The 24,862-nt window shown below is 65.8% G+C and carries 24 protein-coding genes; 11 read left to right on the forward strand and 13 right to left on the reverse strand.

Annotation, left to right across the window (positions count from 1 at the left end):
* Positions 1-240, reverse strand: a 240-nt coding sequence (locus DVS29_RS32725) for a flagellin N-terminal helical domain-containing protein (RefSeq protein ID WP_476704097.1), incomplete at its 3' end; no start/stop codon positions are given.
* 432 nt (positions 241-672) lie between these two features.
* Here DVS29_RS32725 and DVS29_RS32730 point away from each other — a divergent pair.
* Both DVS29_RS32730 and DVS29_RS32735 read left to right on the forward strand, forming a co-directional pair.
* Positions 673-1,623, forward strand: a complete 951-nt coding sequence (locus DVS29_RS32730; RefSeq protein ID WP_240655932.1) for a LysR family transcriptional regulator — start codon at positions 673-675, stop codon at positions 1,621-1,623.
* 62 nt (positions 1,624-1,685) lie between these two features.
* A complete protein-coding gene (locus DVS29_RS32735; protein WP_118184818.1) occupies positions 1,686-2,876 on the forward strand; it encodes an amidohydrolase family protein in 1,191 nt (396 codons plus the stop codon).
* 90 nt (positions 2,877-2,966) lie between these two features.
* Here DVS29_RS32735 and DVS29_RS32740 read toward each other — a convergent pair whose 3' ends face one another.
* From DVS29_RS32740 to phnG, 10 genes are all read right to left on the reverse strand, one after another.
* Entirely contained in the window at positions 2,967-4,142 is a 1,176-nt protein-coding gene (locus DVS29_RS32740; protein WP_118184746.1) for a porin, read from the reverse strand.
* A gap of 273 nt (positions 4,143-4,415) precedes the next feature.
* The gene (locus tag DVS29_RS32745; RefSeq protein WP_118184748.1) at positions 4,416-5,531 is read right to left on the reverse strand and encodes a succinylglutamate desuccinylase/aspartoacylase family protein; all 1,116 of its coding nucleotides are present in this window, start codon (positions 5,529-5,531) and stop codon (positions 4,416-4,418) included.
* Between the two features lie 250 nt (positions 5,532-5,781).
* Positions 5,782-6,576 carry an ABC transporter substrate-binding protein gene (locus tag DVS29_RS32750; protein ID WP_118184750.1) on the reverse strand — a complete coding sequence of 265 codons (795 nt, stop codon included), beginning with the start codon at positions 6,574-6,576 and terminating at the stop codon, positions 5,782-5,784.
* A 360-nt stretch (positions 6,577-6,936) separates the two neighbouring features.
* Entirely contained in the window at positions 6,937-8,124 is a 1,188-nt protein-coding gene (locus DVS29_RS32755) for an alpha-D-ribose 1-methylphosphonate 5-triphosphate diphosphatase (RefSeq protein WP_118184752.1), read from the reverse strand.
* Positions 8,125-8,153: 29 nt separating this feature from the next.
* Complete coding sequence (gene phnL / locus DVS29_RS32760) at positions 8,154-8,915, reverse strand: phosphonate C-P lyase system protein PhnL (protein ID WP_420816183.1); 762 nt, start codon at positions 8,913-8,915, stop codon at positions 8,154-8,156.
* Between the two features lie 21 nt (positions 8,916-8,936).
* A complete protein-coding gene (gene phnK, locus DVS29_RS32765; RefSeq protein ID WP_205962569.1) occupies positions 8,937-9,722 on the reverse strand; it encodes a phosphonate C-P lyase system protein PhnK in 786 nt (261 codons plus the stop codon).
* Positions 9,719-10,624, reverse strand: a complete 906-nt coding sequence (locus DVS29_RS32770) for an alpha-D-ribose 1-methylphosphonate 5-phosphate C-P-lyase PhnJ (RefSeq protein WP_118184756.1) — start codon at positions 10,622-10,624, stop codon at positions 9,719-9,721. Before DVS29_RS32770 ends, phnK begins: the two co-directional genes overlap by 4 nt.
* Positions 10,621-11,793, reverse strand: a complete 1,173-nt coding sequence (locus DVS29_RS32775; protein ID WP_118184758.1) for a carbon-phosphorus lyase complex subunit — start codon at positions 11,791-11,793, stop codon at positions 10,621-10,623. The genes DVS29_RS32770 and DVS29_RS32775 overlap by 4 nt, the downstream gene beginning before the upstream one ends.
* Positions 11,793-12,422: a phosphonate C-P lyase system protein PhnH gene (phnH, locus tag DVS29_RS32780; protein ID WP_118184760.1), complete on the reverse strand. Its 630-nt coding sequence runs from the start codon at positions 12,420-12,422 to the stop codon at positions 11,793-11,795. The genes DVS29_RS32775 and phnH overlap by 1 nt, the downstream gene beginning before the upstream one ends.
* A complete protein-coding gene (phnG, locus tag DVS29_RS32785) occupies positions 12,422-12,946 on the reverse strand; it encodes a phosphonate C-P lyase system protein PhnG (protein WP_118184822.1) in 525 nt (174 codons plus the stop codon). Before phnG ends, phnH begins: the two co-directional genes overlap by 1 nt.
* A 196-nt stretch (positions 12,947-13,142) precedes the next feature.
* On the opposite strand from phnG, the gene phnF reads away from it, so the two are divergent.
* The 6 genes from phnF (at position 13,143) to DVS29_RS32815 (ending at position 19,181) form a co-directional block, all read left to right on the forward strand.
* Positions 13,143-13,901 (forward strand): phosphonate metabolism transcriptional regulator PhnF, encoded by a 759-nt coding sequence (gene phnF, locus DVS29_RS32790; protein ID WP_118184763.1) that lies wholly within the window; start codon positions 13,143-13,145, stop codon positions 13,899-13,901.
* Positions 13,898-14,632: a DUF1045 domain-containing protein gene (locus DVS29_RS32795; RefSeq protein ID WP_118184765.1), complete on the forward strand. Its 735-nt coding sequence runs from the start codon at positions 13,898-13,900 to the stop codon at positions 14,630-14,632. Before phnF ends, DVS29_RS32795 begins: the two co-directional genes overlap by 4 nt.
* Positions 14,629-15,180: a phosphonate metabolism protein/1,5-bisphosphokinase (PRPP-forming) PhnN gene (phnN, locus tag DVS29_RS32800; RefSeq protein WP_118184767.1), complete on the forward strand. Its 552-nt coding sequence runs from the start codon at positions 14,629-14,631 to the stop codon at positions 15,178-15,180. The genes DVS29_RS32795 and phnN overlap by 4 nt, the downstream gene beginning before the upstream one ends.
* A gap of 173 nt (positions 15,181-15,353) precedes the next feature.
* On the forward strand, positions 15,354-15,968 hold the full coding sequence (locus DVS29_RS32805) for a glutathione S-transferase family protein (protein ID WP_118184825.1): 615 nt from the start codon (positions 15,354-15,356) through the stop codon (positions 15,966-15,968).
* Positions 15,969-16,003: 35 nt separating this feature from the next.
* Positions 16,004-18,115 (forward strand): 2Fe-2S iron-sulfur cluster-binding protein, encoded by a 2,112-nt coding sequence (locus DVS29_RS32810; protein WP_118184769.1) that lies wholly within the window; start codon positions 16,004-16,006, stop codon positions 18,113-18,115.
* Positions 18,116-18,272: 157 nt separating this feature from the next.
* Positions 18,273-19,181 carry a LysR family transcriptional regulator gene (locus tag DVS29_RS32815; protein WP_118184771.1) on the forward strand — a complete coding sequence of 303 codons (909 nt, stop codon included), beginning with the start codon at positions 18,273-18,275 and terminating at the stop codon, positions 19,179-19,181.
* 56 nt (positions 19,182-19,237) lie between these two features.
* Here the strand turns inward: DVS29_RS32815 and DVS29_RS32820 are convergent, their stop codons facing one another.
* Positions 19,238-20,158: a LysR family transcriptional regulator gene (locus DVS29_RS32820; RefSeq protein ID WP_118184773.1), complete on the reverse strand. Its 921-nt coding sequence runs from the start codon at positions 20,156-20,158 to the stop codon at positions 19,238-19,240.
* A gap of 132 nt (positions 20,159-20,290) precedes the next feature.
* Between DVS29_RS32820 and DVS29_RS32825 the strand changes: the two genes are divergently transcribed.
* Both DVS29_RS32825 and DVS29_RS32830 read left to right on the forward strand, forming a co-directional pair.
* Positions 20,291-21,478, forward strand: coding sequence for a M20 aminoacylase family protein (locus DVS29_RS32825; RefSeq protein ID WP_118184775.1), 1,188 nt, complete (start codon positions 20,291-20,293; stop codon positions 21,476-21,478).
* A gap of 63 nt (positions 21,479-21,541) precedes the next feature.
* On the forward strand, positions 21,542-22,846 hold the full coding sequence (locus tag DVS29_RS32830; RefSeq protein WP_118184777.1) for an MFS transporter: 1,305 nt from the start codon (positions 21,542-21,544) through the stop codon (positions 22,844-22,846).
* Positions 22,847-22,967: 121 nt separating this feature from the next.
* Here DVS29_RS32830 and DVS29_RS32835 read toward each other — a convergent pair whose 3' ends face one another.
* A complete protein-coding gene (locus DVS29_RS32835; protein ID WP_118184779.1) occupies positions 22,968-23,798 on the reverse strand; it encodes an IclR family transcriptional regulator in 831 nt (276 codons plus the stop codon).
* Between the two features lie 280 nt (positions 23,799-24,078).
* On the opposite strand from DVS29_RS32835, the gene otnI reads away from it, so the two are divergent.
* The gene (otnI, locus tag DVS29_RS32840; RefSeq protein WP_118184781.1) at positions 24,079-24,858 is read left to right on the forward strand and encodes a 2-oxo-tetronate isomerase; all 780 of its coding nucleotides are present in this window, start codon (positions 24,079-24,081) and stop codon (positions 24,856-24,858) included.
* Positions 24,859-24,862: the final 4 nt, after the last annotated feature.

A 24,862-nucleotide genomic window follows, 5' to 3' on the forward strand; every position in this document is an offset into this window, starting at 1 on the left:
CGCGCTGCTGGCCGTCTGCACGATCGACGTACCGTCGTTCGCGTTCGACACACCCTGGTTAAGACCGTTGATCTGCGTTTGCAGGGTCGTCGAGATCGCGAGACCAGCTGCGTCGTCCGCCGCGCTGTTGATCCGCTTGCCCGAGGAAAGGCGCGTGATCGCTTGCGAGAGCGCGTTGCCCGAACCAGTCAGGTTCTCTTGAGCGACGAGCGAGCTGATATTGCTATTGATCGAAAGCATGAAGTCTCTCCGTATACGCGACTTTGTGTTAGTCGCCAGGTGACGGAAGGCATGCGCCGCCCGTCTTACCAACGTTTACGGAATCTTTCCTGTCGCCTTTAGGCTCCCGGATTAAAACATGTGGATCAGCAATACTGAATTGCTAAGGCATGCTTATCGGTACTTGATTCTGCGTTTTGATACTCGACCTTGATTCTGTTATTGCGAAGCAGGCAATAAGGAAAATGCAGCAATTCTGTCTTGCTGCATTCTCCTCAATTTAGGGTCCAGGTAGAAATTTAAGCCTCCCTTAAGCTTTCGTATAGAAGCAGTCGCGTTATGGGGTTAGTCGAGCGAAGGAAGTCAATGCTCTAAGCGTCCCCTAAGGTTGAGGGACGTATTCTGAAAAGTATTGCCTCCCTACGGCAGCCACGCATGTCGATTTAAAAATAAATGAACAAGCTTGCGTCTATTCAGATGTTTGTTGCGGTAGCAGAGTCCCTGAATCTTGGCGACGCGGCAAAGCAGCTTGGAGTCTCCAGTTCGGTGGTCACCCGCAGCTTGACTACGCTCGAGCAAGGGCTAGGGGTGCGGCTTGTCAATCGCACGACCCGACACGTATCGGTCACGCCCGTCGGCAAGCGGTATCTCGATCACGCACGTGACCTCTTGCGTGTGCTCGAAGAGATGGATGAGTGTGTCGCGGAGGCGACGCACAATCCGTCCGGTTCGCTACGTATTGCTGCATCCGCGTCGTTCGCGTCGACCGAATTGCCCAACCTGCTGGCGGATTACCGGTCTCACCATCCACGCATCGACTATGACCTCACGGTGTTCGACAACCTGTCGACGATCAACCCCTCCAGCTTCGACGTCTGCTTCTCCGCGGATCGCCGCCTGCGGGACTCGACGCTGATCTCCAAACCCATCGCGACAACGACCGATGTGATCGTTGCCACCCCTGCCTATCTGAAGCGCCGGGGTGCACCCCGTGTCCCGACCGATCTCTCGTCGCACGACATCCTGGTCGCGTCAGATGCACCGAGCCGCTACTGGGACTTCAAGGATAACGACGGAACGCAGCGTGTCGTGGTTCAACCGTTCATGAACATGCAGAGCCCGCTCGTGGTGAGACAGGCCGTCTGCGCGGGGCTTGGCATTGCGCGACTTCCCCGGTCGATCGTCCAGCGCGAACTGTCGGATGGCGTGCTTTGCTCGCTGCTTTCCGATGCGGTGCTGTGCTCGGGCGAATGGACGGTCTGGATGCTGTACGTCAATCAGGTCCATTTGCCGCGGGTGGTGAGGGGTTTCGTCGACTTCGTCGTTGGACACTACGATGCGAAGGGGACCGCGGCTCTGCCTGCATCGACGGTCAGCGATAAACCGGCCACAATGTCGAAATAGTCATCGCTCGCCGCTGCTGCGGTGCGCGAGTGTCATTCGATCGACTCGACCGGTATCCCGACATGAACAGCCTGCTGATTCGCAACGTGCGCACGGGCGAGGGCACCGATTGCCCGCTGGACGTCCTCGTCGAGGATGACCGTATCGTCCGTATCGCACCGGCTATCGACGCAAAGGACGTTTCAAAGGTCGAAGACGGCGCGGGCATGCTCCTGCTCCCCGGTCTCGTCGAAGGGCACACGCATCTGGACAAGACCCACTGGGGCATGCCGTGGTATCGCAACGCGGTCGCACCGCGCCTGATCGACCGCATCGAAAACGAGCGGCACTGGCGGGCGACGAGCGGCCACGACGCCGGCGCGCAATCGCTCGCGCTGGCGCGTGCGTTCCTTGCCGCGGGTACGACGCGGCTGCGCACGCATGTCGACATCGACACCGATGCCGGCTTGCGGCATCTGCATGGCGTCCTCGCGACACGCGAGATGTTGCGCGGGCAGATGGAGCTGCAGATCGTTGCGTTTCCGCAATCGGGCGTGCTGAAGCGGCCGGGCACCGATGCACTGCTCGCCGATGCGCTGCGCGCTGGAGCCGATCTGCTCGGCGGGCTCGATCCATGCGCAATCGAAGGCGATGCGGTGGCGGCGGTCGATCTGCTCTTCGGTCTCGCTGAGCAGTATGGCTGCGGTCTCGACATTCACCTGCACGAGCGCTCGACGATGGGCGCGTATTCGCTCGACCTGATTCTCCAGCGCACCGCCGCGCTCACGATGCACGGCAAGGTCGCCATCAGCCACGGGTTCTGCCTCGGCGATCTCGCGGAACGCGAGCGCGATGCGTTGCTCGCGCGCATGGCCGAACTCGATGTCGCGCTGGTGACGACCGCGCCCGCGTCGATCGCGGTGCCGTCGGTTGCCGCTTGCCGCGCGGCGGGCGTTACGGTCGTCGGCGGCAATGACGGGATTCGCGATACGTGGACGCCTTACGGCACGCCCGACATGCTCGAACGCGCGATGTTGATCGGCCTGCGCAACGATTTCCGGCGCGACGTCGATCTCGAGATCGCCCTCGACTGCGTGACGCACAGCGCAGCGCGCGGTTGCGGCTTTGCCGGTTACGGGCTGTCGCCAGGCCATCGCGCGGATCTCGTGCTCGTCGATGCGCAAACGCCTGCGGAGGCTGTGGTCGCGCGTCCGGTCCGGAAACTCGTCGTGGCGGCCGGACGCATCGTCGCGCGAGGCGGGCATCTGATATGAAGGATGTCTGAGTAAAAAAACCAAGCTAAAAACAAAAACGGGAAACGCCGCGAACGACGTTTCCCGTTCTTCGAATCGGGTGCTGCCCGATCAGAACTTGTGGCGGATACCGATGCGGAACGCGAGCTGGTTGTCTTCGTTACCCGAGGTATTGAAGTAGCTCGTGCTCGAACCGATCTGCGCCGGCACCTGCACGCCCTTCACCTTGCCGGACGCGCGCTCGTAGATACCGAGCAGGTACACGTCGGTGCGCTTGCTGAGCGCGTAGTCGACGCTCGCGTCGATCTGGTGCCAGTGCGCGCTGAACGAATCGGACGCATTCGAGTACGTGTAGCCGAGCGAGCCCGTGAAGGCCGGCGTGATCGCATACTTGCCGCCGATTTCATACGCGTTGTACGTCGTCTGCGCGCCGGCGGTCGGCTCGATGTGCGTGTTGGTCCACAGCGCCCACACGGTTGCCGGTCCGAACAGATAACGGCCACCGACGCCCAGCGAGTGCAGGTCGCGCACCTGGCTGCCCGTCGCACCCGTGCTGAGGCCGAACAGCGCCGTCGAGAACGCCGGCGATGCCTGGCCCGGATAGCGGATGTCCGTGTAGGCGACGCCCGCGGCGATCGGACCTTGCGCGTAGTTCGCGCCCGCGCTCCACGCGCGCGACGAGCCGCCCGTGACCGTCGAGCCCGTGCCCGGCGAACCGGCGAACGCGCCCGCGGCGTTCGAGAAGCCGTACAACGCGCCGAACGTGAAGCCCGCGAAATTCGCGCTCGTGAACTTCACCGCGTTGTTGATGCGGCTCGACGTCAGCTGGTCGACGTCGTTCACGTGGTACGCGTAGTTGCCCGCGACGGTTTCGCCGCCGGTCGAGTACGCGCTGCCGAGGAAGTCCGTGTTGAACGTGTATTGACGACCGAAGGTCAGCGTGCCGACCGCGTCTTTCGACAGACCGACGTATGCCTGGCGGCCAAACAGCGCGCCGCCCTGGCCGAGGGCGCCGGTGCCCGTATTGAAGCCGCTTTCGAGCACGAAGATCGCCTTCAGGCCGCCGCCGAGATCTTCAGCGCCGCGCAGGCCCCAACGGCTGCCCTGGGCAACGCCGTCGTCGAATTTCGTCAGGCTGCTCGCGCCCGTCGAGGTCTTGCTGTTGTTGACGTAGCTGATACCTGCGTCGATCAGGCCGTACAGCGTAACGCTGCTCTGTGCATGTGCAGCGCCGGCGAACGTGGCGAGCACCGCGGACGTAGCGGTGGCGATGACTTTCTTTTTCAAGGCATTCTCCGAATAGATGGGATGCTGTCGCGGATGTCCTCCTCTGCGGGGGGATCAGGCGACGGCCGCAACTTTATCGTCGGGGAACGAAAGGTTTATGACAGCAAGACTTCGTCATTACCGGTGTAGGCCGGTAGCCACACGCGGTTCGCGGATCTGGTGTATAGGCGCGCGCGGTGAGGTTCGCGCGCGTGTCGGATGCGTGACAGGCAGCGGATCGTGGTGCGTTGCGCACACCACGATCCGTGTTGAACGCTAAAACGGCAGCGCTTGTCAGGCGGACAGCAACGACCCGGTGCGGATCGGGTTCGCGCCGGCCACGCGCGCGATTTCCATTCCGGCGTTGGCGAAGCGCGACAGATGGCGTGCGTACAGCACGCCGGACACGCTCGTCTTCAGCGTGACGACGTGGTCCGTCAATGGGTCGACGATGTCGGCGATCGCGGTGCCCGCTTCCACGTGAATGCCGACCGGGGTGCGATACACGACCACGCCGCTGATCGGCGTGACGAGCGGCTCGGTGCCCGCGAGCGGCGTGGCAGGGAACGCGAGCGGCGGCAGCGGCGCGGCCGTGCCGTCGATCACGCCGCGCGCGGTCAGATATTCGATGATGCCTTGCGCGTCGCGCTCGGCAAATTCGTACGACACGTCGCGCTGGCTGCGCAGTTCGATGGTGACCGAGATCGACCCGTTCGGAATCGGGAAACGCTCGCCGAAGCGGGCGCGCAGGTCGGACCAGCAGAAGCTGTGGATTTCGTCGAACGGATTGCCGATCGAGTTTAGCGCGAGCAGCGACGCCTTCGAATCCAGATAACGTGCGAGCGGCTCGACCTCGGACCACAGCTCGGGGTTCGTGTAGAGATGCAGCGCGGCTTCCCAGTCGCAGTGCAGATCGAGCACGACATCCGCGTCGAACGACAGACGCTGCAGCGCGAGACGCTGCGCCTCGAGTTCGGTGCGCGGTTCGATCGCGTCGAGCGCTTCGCGCATCGTCGCGCGGATCGCGTTGCGGTTGTGCGCTTCGTCGCCCGTCAGCTTGCTCTCGATGCTGGGCAGCACGAGCGCCGCGAGGTCGTGGAAATTGCGGTTGAAGTTCTGCGCGGTGTTCAGTTCGAAGCGGCCCGCGAACAGGCCGAGCATCTGCTGGTTCAGGCCGATCGGATTCGCGACCGGCACGACGATCACTTCGCCGCGCATCTTGCCCGCGGCTTCGAGCGCGGCGAGCTTGCGGCGTAGCGCCCACGACACCAGCATGCCGGGCAGTTCGTCCGCATGCAGCGACGACTGGATGTAGATCTTCTGGCCGCCGGGCTGGCCGTAGTGGAAGCTCGTGATCGCGCGGCTCGTGCCGAGGGTGGGGGAAATCAGCGGATGGGTCTGGGTTTGCATGGCGTGTTACGCGGCCGCGCGCTGCGGCTGCGTGTCTCGATGTGTTGTCGTTGGCCGACGGGGAACGGGACGGCGGCGAGCCGTCGAAGGGTTCGATCTTAGCCGAAACGCCCGCGCGGCACGACCCGGATGTGCTTGCGGCGCGCGCCTTGGGATTGTGGAATGCGGCGTTGCAAAAACAACGGGCTCCGCAAGCGGAGCCCGTCGGGCAAGCATCGCAACACGCGCGGCGTGGGCCGCGCGGCTGGATTTAGCTGCCGTACACGTCGAAGTCGAAGTACTTCTTCTCGAGCTTCTTGTACGTGCCGTCCTTGATGATGTCAGCGATCGCCTTGTCGATCTTCGCCTTCAGGTCGGTGTCTTCCTTGCGCAGGCCGATACCGGCGCCGTTGCCGAGCACCTTCTCGTCGACGATGTCGTTGCCCGCGAAAGCGAAGCCGGCGCCGCGCGGCGTCTTCAGGAAGCCGATTTCGGCTTCGACGGCGTCCTGCAGCGATGCGTCGAGGCGGCCCGACAGCAGGTCAGCGTAGACCTGGTCCTGGTTCTGGTACGACACGACCTTCGCGCCCTTCGGCTCCCAGTAGGTCTTCGCGTAGGTTTCCTGGATCGTGCCCTGTTCGACGCCGACCGTCTTGCCGGCCATGCCTGCCGGCGTCGGCTGGATCGTCGAACCCTTCTTCGCGACGAGGCGGGTCGGCGTGTTGAACAGCTTGCTCGAGAACGCGATCTGTTCCGCGCGAGCCGGCGTCATCGACATCGACGACAGCACGCCGTCGAACTTCTTCGCCTTCAGGGCCGGGATCATGCCGTCGAAGTCGTTTTCGACCCACACGCACTTGGCGTTCAGGCGCTTGCAGATTTCATTGCCGAGGTCGATGTCGAAGCCCACGAGCTTGCCATCCGAACCCTTCGACTCGAACGGGGGGTAGCTGGCGTCGACGCCGAAACGGATGGTCGTCCAGTCTTTGGCTTGAGCGACGGTCGGAGCGACCACGGATACGGAGGCGATCAGGGCGACCGTCAGGGCCGCGAGCAGTTTCTTCACTGTTGTACTCCTCGGAGTGGTTCAAGGTGCCGTGCAGGCGGGTTGGTGCCGCGCGACACACCCGGTTTCCGTCTGTTCGGTCCGGGTTTGGTTGATGTCTGCCGGCCGGCGGCCAGCAGCGCGCGCCAAGCTTACCAAGAAAAAAACATTACGGGGCTAGTGAAACACCGGATGGCGAACGGCCGTGCACTGGCCTGGAAGGCGCATGCAGCCTCGCTTGGCGAGATTCGTGAAGGGAATTGTCAGGCTTTCGATGCGGAGGGCATGCGGCGGGAATGGCGATTCCCGCCGGGGCCAACGGGCTGAAACGCGTTGCGAGCCAGGTGGGTCACCCGGTGGAATTCGAACGAGCGTGTTATTTCAAACGATCCGCACCCCCGCCCGCCACGTTGCCCGCGGCACGGGCAGCGCATCGAGCATCGTCACGCGCACGAAGTCGGCCCGCAGTCCCGGCTGGATCGACCCGCGGTCGGTCAGGCCGGCTGCCTGCGCGGGCGCCGACGAGATCGTCGTCACCGCGTGCGGCAAGGTCCAGCCGGCCTTGCTGACGAGTTCGAATGCGGCGGTCAGCAGGCTCGACGGCACGTAGTCGGACGAGAGAATGTCGAGCAGGCCGTGCTTCGCGAGCTCCAGCGCCGACACGTTCCCCGAGTGCGAACCGCCGCGCACGATGTTCGGCGCGCCCATGATCGTCGCGATACCGTGGCTGTGCGCGGCCTGGGCGGCCGCGTGCGTGGTCGGGAATTCCGACAGCACGATGCCTTCCGCCACCGCCTGCTCGACGTGCTCGACCAGCGTGTCGTCATGGCTCGCGACCGGAATCGACCGCGCCTTGCAGCGCGCGACGATCTCGCGCCGGTGCGTATCCGCGAAACGCTCCTGCTCCTCCGCAAGCTCGGCGAGCGCTGCCGCTGCGAACTCGTCGGACCACTTGCCGTGCCGCTCCTGATACTTGCGCCATTGCTCGCGGTCGTGCCACTGCCGTTGCCCCGGCGTGTGATCCATCACCGACGCAAGCCGCAGCAGCGGATGATCCTTCAGGTCGTCGAAGATCTCGACCACGTCCGACGTCGCGATCTCGCAGCGCAGATGCAGGAAGTGCTCCGCACGCAGCAGATCGTGGCTCGCAATGCGTTCGAGCGTGGCGGCGCATTTCGTCATCAGCTCGCGGCCGCGCAGCCCGACGTTGCCGCGCGAACCGATCGCGAGCGCGTCGAACACGGTGGTGATACCGGCCGCCGCTACCTGCGCGTCGTGGATCACGAACGCGGCGTCCGTATTCCACACCACGCCGGGGCGCGGCGCGAGATGCTTTTCGAGGTTGTCGGTATGCAGCTCGATCAGGCCGGGCAGCAGGTAGTCGCCATGCCAGTCTTCGGCAACGGTCGCGGACGTCGATCCGGGCGCGACGTCGCGAATGACGCCGTCCTCCACGCGCACCACGCCGAGGAATGCTTCGTCCCGCGTGACGACGCGGGCATTCTTGATCAACATCGACAGGCTCCGTTGGTTATCTCGTTCTGACCGGCGAACCGCGACGGCGTTCATCGCCGTTTCAGTGCGCGTTCAGTGAATGCTCAGTGAATGTTCAGCGTCGGTTCAGCATGGTGTGCCGCCCGCAGCGGCGGGCTCAGTTCGAAGCGGCGCGTCGCGACTTTCGCGCGCGTGTCCTCGTCGTGAAAGATGCCGACGATCGCCGCGCCGCGCTCGCGTGCTTCGATGATCAAATCCGCCACCACGTCGCGGTTTTCCGCATCGAGCGACGCCGTCGGCTCGTCGAGCAGCAGCACCGGATGGCCGGCAATCAGCCCGCGCGCGATGTTCACGCGCTGCTGCTCGCCGCCGGAAAACGTCGCTGGCGCGAGCGACCACAGGCGCGCGGGCACGTTCAGCCGTTCGAGCAGCGCCGCCGCGCGCTGGTTCGCTTCCGTTTCGTCCACGCCGCGCGAAACCAGCGGCTCGGCCACCAGCGCAAGCGTCGACACGCGCGGAATCACGCGCAGGAACTGGCTCACGTAGCCGACCACGCTGCGCCGCAGATGCAGCACGTCGCGCGGCTCGGCGCCGGTGAGCGGCAGGTGCCCAAGCGGGGTGCCGTCGTCGCGCAGCGCGATGGTGCCGGCGCTCGCCAGATAGTTGCCGAACAGGCAGCGCAGCAGCGTGCTCTTGCCCGCGCCCGACGGCCCGACGAGCACGACGCATTCGCCGCGTTCCACGTCGAGTGATACATCGTGAAGCGCATCGATCCGCACGCCGCCCTGGCCGTGCAGCGTGAAGGTCTTGCTCACATCGCGCGCATGCAGCATCAGCGCGGGGTTGTCGATGAAGAGAGAGGACATCGCGTGATCCATCACAGTGAGTTAAACCGGCAGCACCGACGACACCAGCGTCTGCGTGTACGGATGCTGCGGATCGTCGAGCACCTGATCGGTGAGGCCCGCCTCGACCACTTCGCCGCCTTGCATCACCATCAGCCGGTGCGCGAGCAGCCGCGCGACGCCGATATCGTGCGTGACGATCAGCACCGACAGATGCAGCGACGTGGTGAGCGAACGCAGCAGGTCGAGCAGGCGCGCCTGCACCGACACGTCGAGGCCCGCCGTCGGTTCGTCCATGAACACGAGACGCGGCCCCGTCACCAGATTGCGCGCGATCTGCAGCCGCTGCTGCATGCCGCCGGAAAACGCGCGCGGCAGCTCGTCGATGCGCAGCGGGTCCAGTTCGACGCGTTGCATCCAGTCGGTGGCGGTCGCGCGGATATTGCCGTAGTGGCGCGCGCCGACCGCCATCAGCGGCTCGCCGATGTTCGCGCCCGCGGATACCGTGTTGCGCAGACCATCGCGCGGGTTCTGCTGCACGAAGCCCCACTCGGTGCGCATCAGCATCCGGCGGCGCGGCTCGGACAGCGCGAGCAGATCGATCGTGTCGCCGTTCGCGCTGGTGTAGTGCAGTTCGCCGCTATCGCATTCGGTGCGCAGCGACAGCGCGTTCAGCAGCGTCGTCTTGCCCGAACCCGATTCGCCGACGATGCACAGCACTTCACCGGGATAGAGATCGAAGCTCACGTTCGTGCAGCCGTTGCGGCCGCCATACTGCTTCGTGATCGCGCGGGCGCTCAGGAGCGGCATGCTGTGCGGCGTGCTCATGCGTCGTCTCCGGTGGTGTCGTGCGCGGTCTGTTCGTCGCGGCGCTGGTGGCAATAGTCGCTGTCCGAGCAGACGAACATCCGTTTGCCCGCATCGTCGACGATCATCTCGTCGAGGAAGCTTTCGCGCGAACCGCACAGCGCGCATGCATGTTCCCAGCGCTGCACTTCGAAAGGATGGTCGTCGAAATCGAGGCTTCGCACCGGCGTGTACGGCGGAATCGCATAGATGCGCCGCTCGCGGCCGGCGCCGAACAGCTGCAGCGCGGGGTTCATGTGCATCTTCGGGTTGTCGAACTTCGGGATCGGCGATGGCGACGTCAGGTAGCGGCCGTTGACGATCACGGGGTAATCGTAGGTCGTCGCGATGCTGCCGTGATGCACGATGTCCTCGTACAGCTTCACGCTGATGAGCCCGTAGTCGGCGAGCGCATGCAGCTTGCGGCATTCGGTGACGCGCGGCTCGAGCCGGAACAGCGGCTCGGGCATCGGCACCTGGTAGACGAGAATCTGTCGGTCCGTGAGCGGCGTTTCCGGAATGCGGTGACGCGTCTGCACGATCGTCGCTTCGGCGGTGCGGCGCGTGGTGGCGACGCCGGCCGTGCGCGCGAAGAAGCGGCGGATGTTGACGGCGTTGGTCGTTTCATCGGAGCCCTGATCGATCACCTTCAGCGTGTCGCCGCTGCCGATGATGGCCGCCGTGACCTGGATGCCGCCCGTGCCCCAGCCGAACGGCAGCGGCATTTCGCGCGACGCGAACGGCACCTGATGGCCCGGCACCGCGACGGCTTTCAGCAGCGCGCGCCGTAGCATGCGCTTGGTCTGCTCGTCGAGATACGCGAAGTTGTAGCCCGCGACCGTATCGTGTGCCGCGACGTTCGATTGCCTGTCGGGTGCGTTCATGCCGCCTGCTCCTGTTCGCCGGTATCGTCTGCATTGCTGTCGCTGCTGCCGCCGTGATGCCCAGCCGCACCGTCAGCCGCGTGCCTTGCGCGCAGCTTGCGGATCAGTTCAAGCTCGGCCTGGAAGTCGACGTAATGCGGCAGCTTCAGATGCTGCACGAAGCCGGATGCTTCCACGTTGTCGCTGTGCGACAGCATGAATTCGATGTCCTGCGTCGGCGACCCGATCGATTCGCCAAGCTCTTCTGCCCGCAGCGCACGATCGACGAGCGCCATCGCCATCGCCTTGCGCTCCGAATGACCGAACGCGAGCCCGTAGCCCTGCGTGAAGGTGGGTGCGATGTCCTTGCTGCCGGCGAACTGGTTGATCATCTGGCATTCGGTGATCTCGATGTCGCCGATCTCGACTGCTTCGCCGAGCTCGTCGAGTTCCATCTCGACCGCGACGCTGCCGAAGCGGATCTCGCCCGCGAACGGGTGCGAGTGCGCGTAGCCGCGCTGCGTCGCATAGCCCATCGCGAGCAGAAAGCCCTCGTCGCCGCGCGCGAGGTTCTGCAGGCGCGTCGAACGGTCCGCGGGGAACGACAGCGGTTCGCGCGACAGGTCGCCGGGCTCCGTGAAGTCGGCGTCGGGCGCTTCCTGCTCGATCAGGCCTTCCTTGTCGAGCAGCGACACGACGCGCGGCATTGCCTCATGCTGTGATGGTTGCGCCATCTTGCGTGCCGCTGCGGCGACATCGCTGCGTAACGCATCGTCGTCGCCATCCGCGAGCAACGCGAAATCGAGCAGACGCTGCGTGTAATCGTAGGTCGGCCCCAGCACCTGGCCGCCGGGCACGTCCTTGAAGGTCGCGGAAATGCGGCGCTCCACCACCATCGCCTCCGAATCCACCGGCTGCGTATAGCCGAAGCGCGGCAGCGTGGTGCGGTACGCGCGCAGCAGGAAGATCGCTTCGACGAGATCGCCCGCGGCCTGCTTGATCGCGAGCGCGGCGAGGTCTTCGTCGTACACGGAACCCTCGGTCATCACGCGTGCAACCGCGAGCCGCAACTGCTCGCGGATCTGCGCGACACCCAGTTCGGCGATCGTCGTGTCGCCGCGGCGTGCCTTGTCGAGCAGCCGCCACGATGCCTCGATCGCGCGTTCTCCACCTTTGACGGCGACGTACATCAGTTGAACTCCACGTGAGTCGTGCGCGGCAGGCCGATCAGCGCGTCGCCGCAGACGAGGTAGCAGTCGATGCCGCACGGAAAGAGCGGCGCGAGTTCAGCGCGTTCGCGCCAGAAACGGCTGGGCAACCCTGTGGGCGCGATGGTCTGCGTGCGCTCGATGCCCGGTCCACGCAGCACGACCGGCGCGCCGCCTGTCAGCGAATCGACGCGGATCAATAGCGTTACGGACTGCTCCGGCGTTTCCGGCTCTCCGATCGCAAAGCATTCGAGCGTAGGCAGCGCCTGTGCGTCGTGCACGTAGGCGAACGCCGCATCGCGCGGATCGTCGACTAGCGGTGCGCCCGTATGCAAACGCAGCGTCGAGCCGAGCACGGCGTCGGGCGTGGCGAGCCATACGGGTGTCGAGCCGTCGCACAACGCGAGCAGCGTGGCGAGCGTGGCGCGGTCGGCTTTCGTGCGCGGTGTGGTGGCGGCAGGGTCGCGCGGCAGCACGCGTTCGACGATACCAATCGTGCCGGGACGCGCGAGCGCATCGAGCAGCGTGCGGAATACCGCCTGGGTGTCGTGAACCGGATCGGCGAAGCCGGGGCTCAGCGCGGAAAGTGCAATGGGTGTGGACTGGTTCATCAGTCGCCTCTGACCATCGTGAAGAATTCGACGCGTGTGGACGCGGCATCCCGCCGGCGCGCGCTGCGCGCTTCGGCGATTCGTGCGGCAAGCGGCTCGATCAGCTGCACCTGCAGACGCGCGTGATGCTCGGGCATCTGCAGCAGCGCATCGGCGAACGCCGCGAGTTCGACGCGACGCTTGTCGCGACCCAGATGGCAGGCAACGCCGACGATCGCATCGGCCTCGGCCTCGGCGTTTTCATGCGCGCTGGTGGACCGCGCATCGCGCAGACGCAGCGTGGCGCGCGTGACGGTCGCCTCGCCGAGGTTGAACGCGTTGCCGGTGCCGCCGACGCGGCCGCGGACCATCGCAAGGCCGGTTTCCGGCTGGCGCAGCCAGTCGAAGCGGGGCGGGTCGATGCCGTCGAGCGCGGCATCCAGCGCGGCTTCGAGCTCGGCGCGCGGGGTGCGCGACAGCACCGCCATCCAGGTGCGGCGCAGCGAGGGAGCAGGGGCGGCGGAAGAATCGGAAGGAATGGTCATCGGATTTCCCATCATCTGGATTCGTGCAGCGAGGGTGCTGTCGAGTCGCTATTGGAGCATCTATTCGTCTAAACGTCTAGACGTTTAGAGATACAATCGTCCGGTGTTGCGATGGCGCGCCAATTTCATATTTCCATCACGGCGCGCGAACTACAATGCACAAACGGCTATTTGAAACGAAGGGAATGACAGCACCATGACATCGAACGATAGCGCGAACCCCGCAGCGCCGCTCGAACGCGGCGGCGGCGTGGCCGTATGGCGGCAGATCGAGCAGATTCTCGCGGCAGAGATCGCGGCGAGCGGCTTCGGAGCCGACGGGCGTCTGCCGAGCGAAGGCGAGCTTGCGAAGCGCTTCGACGTCAACCGTCACACCGTGCGCCGCGCGATGCTCGGCCTCGCCGCATCGGGTCTCGTCAGCGTCGAGCAGGGGCGGGGCACGTTCGTGCAGCCCGGCGCGATCGACTACCAGATCGGCCGGCGCACGCGCTTCACCGAAAACTTGCGCCAGCAACATCACGCGCCGGGCGGCACGATGCTGTCGGCGGCGCGCGTGAAGGCCGACCCGTCGGTTGCGAAAGCACTGGGTTTGCGGGCCGGCGCGTTCGTCTACCGGATCGAGACGATGCACGACTCGGACGGCATCCCGCTCACTTACGCGCGCAGCTGGTATCCCGCCGCGCGTTTCACCGATCTGCCGGACGTGCTGCAACGCACTGGCGGCGTCACGAAAGCGCTCGCCGAATTCGGCGTGACGGACTACCTGCGCAAGTGGAGCCGCATCGGCAGCGTGCTGCCCGATGCGGAAGTGTCGCGGCGCCTGAACCTGAACCGGCAGCAGCCGGTGCTGTGGGTCGAAAACGTCGACGTCGATCTCGACGGCACGCCGATCAAATACGGCTTCACGCATTTCGCTGCCGACCGCGTGCAGCTGATGGTGGAGCACGACGTATGACGGCGTGGTCCGCGAATGCGCGTTTCGCGCTGTACTACGCGCCGGCTGAGTCGAGCGCATGGTGGGAAGCCGGTTCCGCATGGCTCGGGCGCAATGCCGAAAGCGGCGCACATTGCCCGCAACCTCAACCGGAAGAACTGTCGCGCGAACTCGCTGCGCTGACGCAATCGCCGCGGCGCTATGGCTGGCACGGCACGCTGGTGCCGCCGTTCCGTCTCGCCGATGGTGTCGATGCGGATATCGTTGTGCGGACAGCGGCGGCATGGGCGCATGCGCAGCAGCCGTTTGCACTCGGCGTCGACGTAGCGCAACTCGGCAATTTCGTCGCGGTGCGTCCAGATAATTCGGATGGCGAAGCGTCGATGCGAGCGCTGGCCGCCACTGCGTTGTGCGATCTGCATCCGTTGCGGGCCACGCCTTCGAAGACCGATCTCGAACGCCGGCTCGCGGCGCCGCTCACCGAACGCCAGCGCTCGCTCCTGATCGAATGGGGCTACCCGTACGTGTTCGACGAATTCCGCTTCCACATGACGCTGTCCGATTCGCTCGACGATGCATCGGCACGCGACGTGCTGGTGAGGTGGTGGCAGCAGCGGATAGCGGCGCTGGGGCCGTTGCGCGTGGATAGCGCGGCGCTCTTCGTCGAACCCGGTCCCGGCGAGCCGTTCGTGCTGTGGCGCCGCCTGCCGTTCGGCACGATGTCCACCTCAACCACGCCGCAAGCGCAATGAAAGGACGACTGATCTACGTGATGGGCCCGTCGGGTGCGGGCAAGGACAGCCTGCTCGGGTTCGCGCGCGAACGTGTTATCGGCGAGCCGGTGCTGTTCGCGCATCGCTACATCACCCGCGCGGCTGGGCATCACGAGAACCATGTGGTGCTGACCATGGAAGAATTCGACGCGCGTTCGGCGCTGGGCCTGTTCGCGCTCGAATGGTCGAGTCACCGCTTGCGTTATGGCATCGGCATCGAGATCGATGCGTGGATCGCGCGCGGCTGCACAGTGGTCGTCAACGGTTCGCGGCAGCATGTGGCACAGGCGCTCGCGCGCTATCCGGACATCGAGGTCGTGCACATCGATGCGCCGCAACACGTGCTTGCGGCGCGTCTCGCGGCACGGGCCCGCGAATCTGCCGAGCAGGTCGCGGCGCGGCTCGCGCGCCAGGCGCCGTTCGAATTGCCCCACGGCGTACGCCTGACCACCATCGAAAACGGCGGCGCGCTCGAAGTGGCGGGCCACGCATTCGTTGAGGTCGTGCGCCGCAGCGCTTCGGCGTAGCGCGCGCCGCTTTCAGCCACCCGCCCGAGGCCGCTCCGGCCGCATCATTCGCGTTTCGGCAATAGTGAAATCGCGCGCCGGCGGATTCAATTCCGCGCGGCGCGTCCCTAGACTGGAGTTCATGGTGAGTTGCCACGAACAACCAGTCCAAAGGGGTCCGTCTCATGAAGCCGTTGAAGCTCTATTACGCGCCGCTGTCGGGCCATTCGCATCGCGCCCAACTTTTCCTGTCGCTGCTCGGCGTCGAGCATGAACTCGTGACCGTCGACCTGCGCGCCGGCGAGCACAAGCAGCCTGCATTTCTGCAGATGAATCGCTTCGGTCAGGTGCCGGTGCTCGTCGATGGCGAGACGGTGGTGCCGGATTCGTGCGCGATCCTCGTCTACCTCGCGCGGAAGTTCCAGAGAACCGACTGGCTGCCCGAGTCGCCGACCGGTGCCGCGGCGGTGCAGCGCTGGCTTTCGGTGGCGGCCGGGCAGATTGCATTCGGCCCCTGCGCCGCGCGGCTCGTGACCGTATTCGGCCTGCCGTTCAATGCGGATGAAGTGATTGCCCGCGCGCACGCGATCCTGGCTCTTATCGAAGCGGAACTGGATGGCCGAGAATGGATCGCGGCAACGCATCCGACCATCGCCGATGTCGCGCTGTACAGCTACATCGCGAACGCGCCGGAAGGCAATGTCGACCTTCGCCAGTATCGCAACGTGAAGGCGTGGCTTGCCCGCATGGAGGCGTTGCCGGGCTTCGTGCCGTTCCCACAGTCGTCTGTGGGATTGCGCGCAGCGTAGTTTAGTCTGCAAGGCTTCGGGAAGGAGCATCGATCATGGACTCATCCGTCGCATCTAAAGTCGACGTCACCGCCAGGCCATCGCCATGGCACGCAGGCGAACTGGCGATGCAACGCGCGGCGGGCGTGGTCGAACAGATGGACGCGGTGGGCCGGCGCAATCTGCGCGATCACCTGATCGAGCAGCACCGGAAGTTCTATCCGCAGTTGCCGTTCGTCGTGCTGGGCGCGGTCGATGCGGCGGGCGACGTGTGGGCGACGGTGCGCGCGAATGGGCCCGGTTTTCTGCATGCGCCGGATGCGTACCGGCTGCACGTCGACCTCGCGCACGACGCCGCCGACCCTGCCGATGCAGGCATGCACGACGGCGCGGCGATGGCGTTGCTCGGCATCGAACTGCCGACGCGTCGCCGCAACCGGCTGAACGGCACGGTGCGCCGCGATGCAACGAGTGATGCGGGCGGCTTCGAACTGCTCGTCGAGCATAGCTACGGCAATTGCCCGCAGTACATTTTTCAGCGCGATGCGAGCTTCGTGCGCGATCCGTCGACGCATACCGATGTCCCACCGCAGATCGGCGATCGGCTCGACGAACGCACGCGCGAGATCGTGACCCGCGCGGACTCGTTCTTCGTCGCGACCTATGTGGATCGCGAAGACGGTCACCGCCAGGTGGACGTGTCGCATCGCGGCGGCAAGACAGGTTTTGTGCGCGTCGACGACGAGGGCGTGTTCACGATTCCGGATTTCGCGGGCAATCTGTTCTTCAATACGCTTGGCAATATCGTCGCGAATTCGCGTGCGGGCCTTGTGTTCGTCGACTACGCGACAGGCGATCTGCTGCAATTGACGGGCACCGCCGAAGTGCTGCTCGATTCTCCCGAGACCGCCGCGTTCCAGGGCGCGGAGCGGCTGTGGCGCTTCACGCCGACGCGCGTGGTCTATCGGCCCGATGCGTTGCCGCTGCGCTGGACGCCGCGTGAGAACGGCGCATCGCCGAACGTGCGTCTGACCGGCGACTGGACCGAGGCCGCCGGACGTCTGGAAGCGGCCGCGCTCGCGAACGCGTGGCGGCCGTTCAGGATCGCGCGCACCGTCGACGAAAGCAGCACGATTCGTTCGTTCTACCTGGAACCGATGGACAACGCGGGTCTGTCGCGTCACGCGGCCGGCCAGTACCTGCCGATCCGGGTCGCGCTGCCAGGCGACGACAAGCCGACGCTGCGCACTTACACGCTCTCCGTTGCGCCATCCGACGGCCTGTACCGGATCAGCGTGAAGCGGGAAGGGCGCGTATCCCGCTATCTGCATGACGTGCTGAAGACGGGCGACGTGCTCGAAGCCCGCGCGCCGGCCGGCGATTTTTCGATCGACGCGCATGCGCGACGACCTGCGGTGCTGCTCGCCGCGGGCGTCGGCGTGACGCCGATGCTCGCGATGCTGCGCGACCTCGTCAGCGAAGGGCTGCGCAAGCGCCGCATCCGCCCGACGTGGTTCATCTACGCGGCGCGCACCAAAGCCGAGCGCGCGTTCGACGAAGAACTGCAGGCGCTGCTGCGCGCGGCAGGCGGCGCGGTGACGCTGGTCAATGTGCTCAGCGACACGACGGACGCGAAGGCGGGCGTCGACTACAACGCGCACGGTCACGTGGATATGGCGATGCTGAGCGAAGTGCTGCCGTTCAACGACTACGACTTCTATCTGTGCGGACCGAGCGGCTTCATGCAGTCGCTCTACGACGGCCTGCGCGGACTCAATATCGCCGATGCGCGGATTCATGCCGAAGCGTTCGGGCCGGCAGGCTTGAAGCGCACGCCGGATGCAGCGACGCAACACGCCGCGCCGGCAAAGCAACCTGCGACCGAAGCGGTGCCGGTGACGTTCGCGCGATCGGCGAAAACAGCACACTGGACGCCGCCGACAAGCGGCACGCTGCTGGAACTCGCGGAAGCGCAGGGTCTCGCGCCGGAGTTCAGCTGCCGCAGCGGCAGTTGCGGCACCTGCCGCACGCGGATCGTGGAAGGCGCGGTCGCGTATCCGGATCAGCTACCCACCGCGCATGCCAGCGAAGGCGAAGCGCTGATCTGCTGCGCGGTGCCCGCGGCGTCGGAAGACGGCACGCCGTCGCGGCTCGTGCTCGACGTGTGACGCGAAGCAGCACGGCACGCGGCGCGCGGCGTGGCCGCAACGCGCCGCCGCTGCCGGACCTAGGCCCTGCAATTCTCGACGAGCCTTTTCGACACCCTGCTGTATGCTTCCGCCATCCGTCACCCATGGTCTGTCGTGCGGCAGATCCCGATTCGATATGGACCGTCTGCAGGCGATGACCGCGTTCCTGTCGGTGGTCGATACCGGCGGCTTCGCGTCGGCGGCGCGTAAGCTTCAGGTGTCGCCATCGGTGGTCACGCGCATGGTGAGCGATCTCGAAGATGCGCTCGGCGTGCGCCTGCTCACGCGCACCACCCGCATCGTGCGGGTGACCGACGCGGGCATAGGCTACGCCGATAGCTGCCGCCGCATTCTCGGCGACCTCGAGGAAGCCGACCTCGCGGTGGCCGGTGCGCAGCAGGTGCCGCGCGGGCTGTTGAGCATCACCGCGTCGGTGCTGTTCGGCAAGATCTTCGTGACGCCGATCGTCACTGAATATCTGCGCATGTATGACGAAGTCGACGTGCGCTGCTGGTTCCTCGACCGCATTGTCAATCTGATCGACGAGGGCATCGATGCCGGCGTGCGGATCGGAGAACTCGCGGATTCGTCGATGCAGGCGGTGCAGGTGGCGAGCGTGCGGCGCGTGGTCTGCGCGTCGCCGGCGTATCTCGAGCAGCATGGCGAGCCGCGGCGGCCTGAAGACCTCGACGGGCACGTGCTGATTTCGGTGAGCGGCGGGTCGTCGCTGCCGGAATGGCGCTTCGGTCCAACCGCGCAGCGCACCGCGGGCCAGTTGCATTCGCGCATGGCGACCACCACCAACGACTCGGCCATCGAGGCAGCCGTATCGGGCTTCGGACTCACGCAGGTGCTGTCGTATCAGGTCGCGCAGCAACTGGAAGCGGGACGCCTGAAGATCGTGCTCGCGGATTACGAGCCACCGCGCTTGCCGATACATGTGGTGCATCGCGAGGGCAGGCATGCAAGCCGCAAGGTGCGCGCGTTTCTCGATCTGGCGATTGAACGGCTGCGCGGCAATGCCGCACTGAACGCGCTTCAGTGAACGTGTGTTCAGTGAACTCGCATTCAATGAACATGCTTCAGTGAAGTGAACTCGCTTCAATAAACCACATCTTCGCGCGCGCCCATCCGGTCGCGCGCCGCTTCACGCAGACACGTGACGAATTGAGCGACGGCCGGCGTCGGCAGCAGGTCGCGACGCGACAGGATGCTGAGGTCATACGTCGGCAGTGCTTCTTCGATGCCCGCGATGCGAATGCCAAGCGGCGCGACCATCGTCGCGAGCGGCCGCGTGAAGCAGCCGATCACGTCGGTCTGCGACACGAGCCCGAGCGTCACCGCGAACGACGACGGTGCGCGCAGCATCCGCTTCGGCACCGGCAGGCCGTGACGCGTGAACATCGCCATCATCACGCTGTGAGGAAAATGATCGGCGCCGACGGTGACGATCCACTCGGCGTCGAGCAGTTCCGAAAGACTCGAAACCCGCGCGAGCGGATGATGCTCGCGCATCACGACGACGAACTCGCTCGAAAACAGCGGCGTCTGCACGAGATCGCCGTCGAGCGCCTGAACCTGATGCATCGCCGCGATATCGAGCGTGCCGTTGCGCAGTTGCGTGAGCGCCTCGGGCACCGTGGTCTCCACCAGATGCAGATTGACGAGCGGCATGTCCGCGCGAAACGCGGACACCGCGCGCGGCAGCACTGTGAGCGCGATCGACGGCATCGTGCCCACGCTCACCTTGCCCGCCAGTTCGCCCTTCACCTGTTCCACCGCTTCGACCGTGCGGCGCATGTCGCCGAGCAGCGCTTCGGCGCGCGGCAACAGCGCGAGCCCGCAGGCGGTCAGCTCGATGCCGCGCACGCTGCGCACCATCAGTTCGGCATTCAGCGTGCTTTCGAGTTCGCGGATCGAATGCGTGACGGCCGGCTGCGTGATGCCGAGTTCGCGCGCGGCGGCGCGCAGGCTGCGGTGGTGCGCCGCAGCGACAAAGGCCTGAAGTTGCTGGAGCTTCATGTCGGGTTAATCCTGAGATAAAGGCAGTTTATCAGGGTGAAAAAAATCGCATCTTGGGCGAACGTTATGGCGCCGATATAGTGCTCGCGAGTTGCCGCGCATCCGCGGCGCGAACCCTCTTGGAGCCGTCGCATGAGCACGAACCGATTCGCCGAAGTCGCCGATCTGATGCCCGCGGAAGCCTCGCTGCGCGAGATCCGCCACCAGATCCATCACCATCCCGAACTCGCGTACGAAGAGCAGCAGACCGCCGCGCTCGTCGCCGGCAAGCTCGAATCGTGGGGCTGGGAAGTGACGCGCGGCGTAGGCACCACCGGCGTGGTCGGCACGTTGAAGGCCGGCGACGGCAAGCGCCGCATCGGCATTCGCGCGGACATGGACGCGCTGCCGATCGTCGAACAGACCGGCCTGCCGTACGCGAGCGGCGTGCACGGCAAGATGCATGCATGCGGTCACGACGGCCACACGACGATGCTGCTCGGCGCCGCGCAGCACCTTGCCGCGACCAGGCGTTTCTCGGGCACCGTGCACCTGTATTTCCAGCCGGCCGAGGAGCATGGCGTGGACAGCGGCGCGCAGCGCATGATCGACGACGGCCTGTTCGAGCGCTTTCCGTGCGACGCCGTGTTCGGCCTGCACAACCATCCGGGCGCGGAGCCCGGCACCTTCCTGTTCCGCAAGGGCGCGTTCATGTCGGCGGCGGACAAGGCGACGATCACGGTGGAAGGCGTCGGCGGTCACGCGGCGCGGCCGCAGATGACGGTCGACCCGGTCGTCGTCGCGGCGAGCATCGTGATGGCGCTGCAGACGGTGGTGTCGCGCAACGTGGACCCCGCGCAACCGGCCGTCGTCACGATCGGCTCGATGCACGCAGGGACCGCGAACAACGTGATCTCGAACACCGCGACGCTCGAACTGAGCATCCGCTCGTTCAGCCCGGACGTGCGCGCGCTGCTGAAAAAGCGCATCACCGAACTCGCGCAACGCCAGGCCGAGAGCTACGGCGCGACGGCGAACGTCGAGTACATCGAAGGATATCCGGTGCTGATCAACACCGACGAAGAGACGCAGTTCGCGATCGAGATCGCGCGCGAACTGGTGGGCGACGCGAATGTGGTGCCGCAGGCCGACTTCGTGATGGGCAGCGAAGATTTCGCGTTCCTGCTGCAGAAGCGCCCCGGCACTTTCCTGCGGCTGGGCAATGGTGTCGGCGAGGACGGCTGCATGGTCCACAACCCGCGCTACGACTTCAACGACCGCAATCTGCCGATCGGCGCGGCGTACTGGACGCGCCTCGTGGAGCGCTTTCTGGGGCAGTGAGCAAGACGGCGAGCGCGGTTAGAAAAAAGTCGCCCACACCACACACAGTCTGGAGCCTTCCGCATGAGCGCCACCACGCACGACGTCGCATCCGTCAGCCAGCCGAGCCGCGGCGCCATCGCGGCGGCGGTGATCGGCAACTGGCTCGAGTTCTTCGACTTCACCGTGTATGGCTTCTTCGCGGTGCTGATCGGCAAGCTGTTCTTTCCGTCGTCGGATTCGACCACGTCACTGCTGCTGTCGATCGGCACCTTCGCCGCGGGCTTCATCACGCGGCCGCTCGGCAGCGTGCTGCTCGGCGTGTATGCGGACCGGCGCGGCCGCAAGGCAGCGCTCAATCTGACCATCATGCTGATGGCGTTCGCAACGGGGCTGATCGCGATCGTGCCGACCTACGCGCAGATCGGCATGGCGGCGCCGATCGTGATCGTGATCGCGCGGCTGGTGCAGGGCTTTTCGCAGGGCGGGGAATTCGGCGCGGCCACTTCCGCGCTGCTGGAGCAGGGCGAGCATGGACGGCGCGGTCTGCGCGCGAGCTGGCAGCTTGCCACCCAGGGTGCCGCCGCGTTGACGGGCTCGGGCGTGGCGGCGCTGCTGTCGTTGCTGCTGACGAAGCCCGAACTCGAAAGCTGGGGCTGGCGCGTGCCGTTCGTGATGGGCCTCGCGATCGCGCCGGTCGGCGTCTTCCTGCGCCGCCGGCTGGCCGACGAACCGGCCGGCGCGTTGTCGCACGCGCATCTGGCCGCCGGCAAGGGCGTGCTGCACGAACTCTTCACCGAACATGTGCGCACGCTGCTGCTGATCACGCTGACGGTGATGGGCGGCACCGTGTCGACGTACATCCTGACGTTTTACATGCCCACCTACGCGATCCACACGCTCGGCCTGCCGATGTCGCTGTCGATGCTGGTGGGCGTCGCGGCCGGCTGCGTCGTGCTGGTGATGTGTCCGGTGTTCGGCGCGCTGTCGGACCGCTGGCGGCGTCGCAAGCTGCCGATCCTGATTGGCCGCGGCGTGCTGGTGCTGCTGCTGTTTCCGTCGTTCGCGCTGATCAACCGGTTCCCGTCGATCGCGGTGATGATGCCGCTGACCGCGCTGATGCTGCTGTTCTATTCGATGGGCTCGGCATCCGAGTTCGCGCTGATGTGCGAATCGTTTCCGCGCCGCGTCCGCGCAACCGGTATCTCGATCGCGTATGCGCTCGCGGTGTGCGTGTTCGGCGGCACCGCGCAGCTGATCGCGACGTGGCTGATCCGCGCGACCGGCAATCCGCTCGCGCCGGCGGGTTATGTGGCGGTGTGCGTGGTGCTGTCGCTGATCGCGGTGTCGAGGCTGCGCGAAACCGCGCGGGATAGTGCGGTGGATTGAGCGTCGCGACGCGCGATGCAATGCGCCATGTGATGCACGTCGAAGACTGGCGCGCCCAGTGAAACGTCGTGACGCGCAGCCCTCGCGGCTGCGCATCGAACCGTCGTAACGCGCAACGTCCTCAGCCGCGCCGCGCCACCATCTCCGACACGCGTTGCGCCGCCTGCTGCAGCGGCGGCAGAAACTCCTTCACCATCTGCTTCGCCGAGTTGCGCTGCGCGTTGCCGCTGATGTTCATCGCCGCGATCACGCGGCCCGAACGGTTGCGGATCGGCGCGGACAGCGAGATCAGCCCGCCCTCGAGTTCCTGGTCGACGAGCGCCCAGCCCTGCGCGCGCACCTGCGCGATCACTTTCTTCAGCGCGTCGCGGTCGGTAACCGTGCGCGGCGTGTGCGCGTAGATCGGCGACGCGCCGAGCGTCGCATCGAGCGTCGCGTCGTCGAGCGCCGACAGCAGCACGCGGCCCATCGACGTGCAGTACGCGGGCAGGCGGCTGCCGATCGACAGGTTGATCGTCATGATCTTGTGCGTCGGCACGCGCAGCACGTAGACGATCTCGGTACGGTCGAGCACCGCCGCCGAGCAGCTTTCGTGCACCTGTCCGACGAGTTCTTCCATCACCGGCTCGGCCAGATTCCAGAACGGCATCGACGTCAGGTACGCGAAGCCGAGGTCGAGAATCTTCGGCGTGAGGCGGAACAGGCGACCGTCGGCTTCGACGTAGCCGAGCGTCTGCAAGGTCAGCAGGATGCGGCGGGCGCCGGCGCGGGTCAGGCCGGTGACGCTCGCGACGTCGGTCAGCGTCTGCTCGGGGCGGTCCGCGTTGAACGCGCGGATCACCGCGAGCCCGCGAGCGAACGACTGCACGTACGAATCGCCGGGTTTTTCCGGCGCGTCGGCGGATGGGTCGGCGGCGGTCGGTTCCGGCGAGGACGAAGGCACTTTGTTCATGGATGCGTGACTGGATGGCGAGTCCGGGTTTGCGGGCCCGGAAAGCCGTGACGATAGCTTATGCGCCGGATTTCGCCAACCGCAACGCATGGACGGTGCGGCCGGTTCGGCGCGTTCCGTGTCAGCTTCGGCGCCACCGTTCATGCCACGCTCGCGACGGCGGCGCGGGCGTGCTTGTATGATGGACCGACCGTCGACGCGGCCTCGCGGTGCATGCCCGCAAGCCCTGCCGGATGCCGCTTTTTCCAGACGCACCCCGCAGCACCGAGGAGCACGATCGATGCCACGCTTCGCCGCGAATCTCAGCTTGATGTACAACGAACACCCGTTTCTCGAACGCTTCGCTGCCGCAGCCGCCGACGGCTTCACGGGCGCCGAATTCCTGTTCCCTTACGACTACCCGGCGGCCGACATCAAGGCGAAGCTCGACGCCGCGCAACTCACGCAGGCGCTCTTCAACGCGCCACCCGGCGACTGGAGCGGCGGCGAACGCGGGCTCGCGGCGCTGCCCGGGCGCGAAGACGAGTTCCGCCGCGGCATCGACGCCGCGCTGGCCTATGCGCGCGTGCTCGGCAACCGCAAGCTTCACGTGATGGCGGGCATCGTCGCGAAGGATGCATCGCGCGAACGGCATCGCGATTGCTATCTGCGCAATCTCGCGTTTGCAGCCGAGGCCGCGCATGCGGATGGCATCACGGTGCTGATCGAGCCGATCAATCCGCGCGACATGCCCGGCTATTTCCTGAACCGCCAGGACGACGCGCACACGATCCGTACTGAACTCGGCGCGCCGAACCTGCAGGTGCAGTTCGACTGCTATCACTGCCAGATCGTCGAGGGCGATCTCGCGACGAAGCTGCGGCGCGATATCGCGAACATCGGCCATATCCAGATCGCCGGTGTGCCGGAGCGGCACGAGCCCGATCTCGGCGAGCTGAACTATCCGTATCTGCTGGACCTGATCGATTCGCTCGGCTACGAAGGCTGGGTGGGCTGCGAATACCGGCCGCAGGCGGGCACGTCGGCGGGGCTCGGATGGTTGAGGCCGTGGCTGTTGTGATGGC

It is taken from the genome of Paraburkholderia phosphatilytica (genome assembly GCF_003443895.1).
Taxonomy (GTDB): Bacteria; Pseudomonadota; Gammaproteobacteria; order Burkholderiales; family Burkholderiaceae; genus Paraburkholderia; species Paraburkholderia phosphatilytica.

What these genes read in the sequence shown, in the direction of transcription:
- DVS29_RS32730 (WP_240655932.1), top strand. Translation starts at nt 673, where the DNA reads ATGAACAAGCTTGCGTCTATTCAGATGTTTGTTGCGGTAGCAGAGTCC.
- DVS29_RS32735 (WP_118184818.1), top strand. Translation starts at nt 1,686, where the DNA reads ATGAACAGCCTGCTGATTCGCAACGTGCGCACGGGCGAGGGCACCGAT.
- DVS29_RS32745 (WP_118184748.1), bottom strand. Translation starts at nt 5,531, where the DNA reads ATGCAAACCCAGACCCATCCGCTGATTTCCCCCACCCTCGGCACGAGC.
- DVS29_RS32755 (WP_118184752.1), bottom strand. Translation starts at nt 8,124, where the DNA reads ATGAACGCCGTCGCGGTTCGCCGGTCAGAACGAGATAACCAACGGAGC.
- phnL (WP_420816183.1), bottom strand. Translation starts at nt 8,915, where the DNA reads ATGTCCTCTCTCTTCATCGACAACCCCGCGCTGATGCTGCATGCGCGC.
- phnK (WP_205962569.1), bottom strand. Translation starts at nt 9,722, where the DNA reads ATGAGCACGCCGCACAGCATGCCGCTCCTGAGCGCCCGCGCGATCACG.
- DVS29_RS32770 (WP_118184756.1), bottom strand. Translation starts at nt 10,624, where the DNA reads ATGAACGCACCCGACAGGCAATCGAACGTCGCGGCACACGATACGGTC.
- DVS29_RS32775 (WP_118184758.1), bottom strand. Translation starts at nt 11,793, where the DNA reads ATGTACGTCGCCGTCAAAGGTGGAGAACGCGCGATCGAGGCATCGTGG.
- phnH (WP_118184760.1), bottom strand. Translation starts at nt 12,422, where the DNA reads ATGAACCAGTCCACACCCATTGCACTTTCCGCGCTGAGCCCCGGCTTC.
- phnG (WP_118184822.1), bottom strand. Translation starts at nt 12,946, where the DNA reads ATGACCATTCCTTCCGATTCTTCCGCCGCCCCTGCTCCCTCGCTGCGC.
- phnF (WP_118184763.1), top strand. Translation starts at nt 13,143, where the DNA reads ATGACATCGAACGATAGCGCGAACCCCGCAGCGCCGCTCGAACGCGGC.
- DVS29_RS32795 (WP_118184765.1), top strand. Translation starts at nt 13,898, where the DNA reads ATGACGGCGTGGTCCGCGAATGCGCGTTTCGCGCTGTACTACGCGCCG.
- phnN (WP_118184767.1), top strand. Translation starts at nt 14,629, where the DNA reads ATGAAAGGACGACTGATCTACGTGATGGGCCCGTCGGGTGCGGGCAAG.
- DVS29_RS32810 (WP_118184769.1), top strand. Translation starts at nt 16,004, where the DNA reads ATGGACTCATCCGTCGCATCTAAAGTCGACGTCACCGCCAGGCCATCG.
- DVS29_RS32815 (WP_118184771.1), top strand. Translation starts at nt 18,273, where the DNA reads ATGGACCGTCTGCAGGCGATGACCGCGTTCCTGTCGGTGGTCGATACC.
- DVS29_RS32820 (WP_118184773.1), bottom strand. Translation starts at nt 20,158, where the DNA reads ATGAAGCTCCAGCAACTTCAGGCCTTTGTCGCTGCGGCGCACCACCGC.
- DVS29_RS32825 (WP_118184775.1), top strand. Translation starts at nt 20,291, where the DNA reads ATGAGCACGAACCGATTCGCCGAAGTCGCCGATCTGATGCCCGCGGAA.
- DVS29_RS32830 (WP_118184777.1), top strand. Translation starts at nt 21,542, where the DNA reads ATGAGCGCCACCACGCACGACGTCGCATCCGTCAGCCAGCCGAGCCGC.
- DVS29_RS32835 (WP_118184779.1), bottom strand. Translation starts at nt 23,798, where the DNA reads ATGAACAAAGTGCCTTCGTCCTCGCCGGAACCGACCGCCGCCGACCCA.
- otnI (WP_118184781.1), top strand. Translation starts at nt 24,079, where the DNA reads ATGCCACGCTTCGCCGCGAATCTCAGCTTGATGTACAACGAACACCCG.